General features: G+C 51.5%; 4 protein-coding genes. 1 reads left to right on the top strand and 3 read right to left on the bottom strand.

All coding sequences use genetic code 11. The features are described 5' to 3' along the window. A partial coding sequence (locus H5P30_RS07655; protein WP_185691371.1) for a hypothetical protein occupies positions 1-260 on the bottom strand: 260 nt, incomplete at its 3' end. 189 nt (positions 261-449) lie between these two features. Here H5P30_RS07655 and H5P30_RS07650 point away from each other — a divergent pair. Then, a complete protein-coding gene (locus tag H5P30_RS07650; RefSeq protein ID WP_185692372.1) occupies positions 450-701 on the top strand; it encodes a hypothetical protein in 252 nt (83 codons plus the stop codon). Between the two features lie 448 nt (positions 702-1,149). Here the strand turns inward: H5P30_RS07650 and H5P30_RS07645 are convergent, their stop codons facing one another. After that, positions 1,150-1,644 (bottom strand): hypothetical protein, encoded by a 495-nt coding sequence (locus tag H5P30_RS07645; RefSeq protein WP_185692371.1) that lies wholly within the window; start codon positions 1,642-1,644, stop codon positions 1,150-1,152. After that, the coding region (locus tag H5P30_RS07640) for an RHS repeat domain-containing protein (protein WP_185692370.1) at positions 1,629-2,801 on the bottom strand (1,173 nt) is incomplete at its 5' end. The genes H5P30_RS07640 and H5P30_RS07645, both read right to left, overlap by 16 nt.

Below are 2,801 nucleotides of genomic sequence, written 5' to 3'. Positions count from 1 at the left end.
CTCGCGGTGTGGGCCGGGCCTTCGGTCTCGGCGAGCATTCCCACGGTATTCGCGAGGTAGCCGTAGGTAAAGGTATCCGCGCCGTCGGTGACGGTCGAAAGGCGTCCTGCGTTATCATACGAATAACCCACGCTTAAATCCTGATCCGGATCGGCGGCGATGCCAAGAACAAATCCTCCGTTGCGCCCGGCTACCGTCGGCCAGCCAAGGATACGAGAAGGCCGTGGTGCGGGGGCGAGGCGGAGGTGCCGGGACGGCATAAGGGCGTCCGTGACGGTCTTGGAATCCTGGAAAGAGGAATTCGGATCGCAGGAAAACCATGAAACATTGGGCTGACCCCTTTTTGTCACCCTCTCTTGTCGGGGATATTCCGATACGGAGGGAAAGCCACCGGATCGCCGTTGCCGCCGGGCGCGGGGCCTTGCCAAAATTTGGAGCATCGAAAGTCGATGCGGAGGGAAGCTTCGGGCAAAGCGACGAAGGAGCGCGCAGTGGCCGAAGGACACGGAGGGAACATTACCGCGACACGGAGGAGTCACCGAATCGAAGACAACGGAGCCCGTCCGAGCCGGGAGCAGCCCCCGCTCCCCGGCCGACCCACTTCTGCCGGAGACTCGCACAAGACGATTTTCATGTCCAGTCCCGCCCCTTCCGAAGGAGCCCGCGACTGGCAGGAAGGTATCAGGCGGGATTGGATATAAAATCACTTGGGCGAAAGCGCAGGCCATCGCCGTGTAATCGGAGGCCGGAAGCGGGGGCGGATACCGGAGCGGTCGGGCGGACGCTTCGGTATGGACTCAACAGGCAATACCTCGCCGAAGATCCTCGGCAGTTGACCCGGAAGTGACTCCATGATCGAATCCCTCGCAGCCTCGAGCTTCTTGAGGCCGGACTTAGGGCTTCGCCCGAAGGCGTGGTGAAAACCGGGAAGAAACAAGTTATTTTGTTGCACACCAAAGACTTGCGGAATCCAACGCCTCGGGCAAGCTCTATATCCATTATGCGGATACAAAATTACTGAAAACCGCCTTATCTAAGTGCCATTGGGGTCATACCCTGTCGCTGTTCCCCTTTTTCGGTCATCGGTTCGGTTTCTTTCCATGGCATATTCGCCAGTATAAAGTGTTACCGATGTCCTTGTGGTACTTGTTACCGATGTCCTTGGGTCATACCCAAAGACTGAAGTAATCCATCTGAAACCCAACTACCTGTTCCATCATCCATTTGAATGAGCAATCCATCACTAGCATCAAAAATCCTCGGATTTTCGTAGACAAACCATCGATCACCTAGAAACCCAATCTTAAATGGTGGCTCAACACTTTCGAGTATCTGGCTTTTCGTGAAGCCATCACTTTTCATTTTTCTAGCAGTCTCAAGATTACTGAGACCTAATTCGCTATTGCTAGCGTAGATCGTTTCTAAAGATAAATCCTTTCCACCAGCAATTATTTCATCAAGGGATTTATAATTTTCATTATTGTTTAGTTCCCCTCGGATGGCATGGAAAAAATCATTCAATACCATCGGCCTCCAAGCCATTCTCATTTTATCTTTTATTAGTGAGAACCCAACAAATAGGAAGGCTATAGTGCTAGCCAAAGCTAGCACAAAATAGAACTTAGCCATCAATTTTGACCACATGTTTTCTTTATGTGTGTTTTGTTAAGACAACAGGCACTAGCTGCTTCTTCTGCCCAGTCATCACAAGCATACTTCTTGCCCGTAAGAAACTCCCAAAGACCTCTTAGATTGGCAGGTGGAACATAGTAACTCCTAGAGGGCGGAAAAGTCCGAATACACTCTAATATGTCTTCGTCGCTGGCACAATCGCACCTTGTCCCTTCCTTCGAACCAGATCTAAACCTAGACCTGACTCCTTTAACTCTGTATTGTTGCGCTGTAGTCAGCTGGGTTATTATCACTTTTTCTCTTGTAACGCCTTTCATGTAAAATCCATACCCTGGATCTGTCTTTAGCGGCGCACATGGACTCTCGGATTTCAATACAAACGCATGCTGAAGATTGAGTGCTTTAATAAAACGATCAGCAGCAGAATCTCCAGTTGGATTTAATCTTCGTTCAACATACCAAAAATCTGTTAAGCGTCCGAGTTTTCCTTGTTTGCCCAAGTAATCCCACGCATTCACCCCATCATTCCCGACGAACGCATACAGATTCGGGCCACCTTCTTCCTCAATCGGATCCCTAGACGCCCACCGACTGGTTTCGGGGACATAGTATCTGAAGCCGTAATACAGTAGGTCCGTCTCGTTATCTTGATATTTGGTCGAGAAGCGGAAGGCGAAATCGTCTGGTGCTCCGGTCGAAGCGATAACGCGACCGAATGACGAGTATTCATAGTGGGCGGCAATGGCCCCGGTTTCGTCGAGATACTCGCTGACATTGCCGTTGGCGTCGTAAGTCGGGTAGAAAACGTCTGAACTGGACTTATCCAAGACACTCAACAGTCCTCCTACTCCACCGGCTCCCTGCATCGACCCGCTCAGGTCTTGGCCCCAGAGATAGGTGGCCTGATGGCTGAGACCGGAAACCTGAGAGCTGAAAGTGGCGATTAGGTTCCAGCCGTCATAGATAAAACGCTCTTCGGAGACGGTTTGCATCGAGGCGAGGGGCACGTCGTATTCTTCGACGGTTTTCTCGACCCGGCGACCCTGATAGTCGTAGGTAAAGGTCAGGCGAACGGCACCGCTGCTGGGATTCATGATGTCGGCGTAATTACGGGCCTCGATCATTCTGTTTTCGCCGTTCCACTCAAAGTACCACCCCACTCCATCGTA

It is taken from the genome of Puniceicoccus vermicola (genome assembly GCF_014230055.1).
GTDB lineage: Bacteria > Verrucomicrobiota > Verrucomicrobiia > Opitutales > Puniceicoccaceae > Puniceicoccus > Puniceicoccus vermicola.
This window is presented reverse-complemented; position numbering and strand designations above follow the sequence as displayed.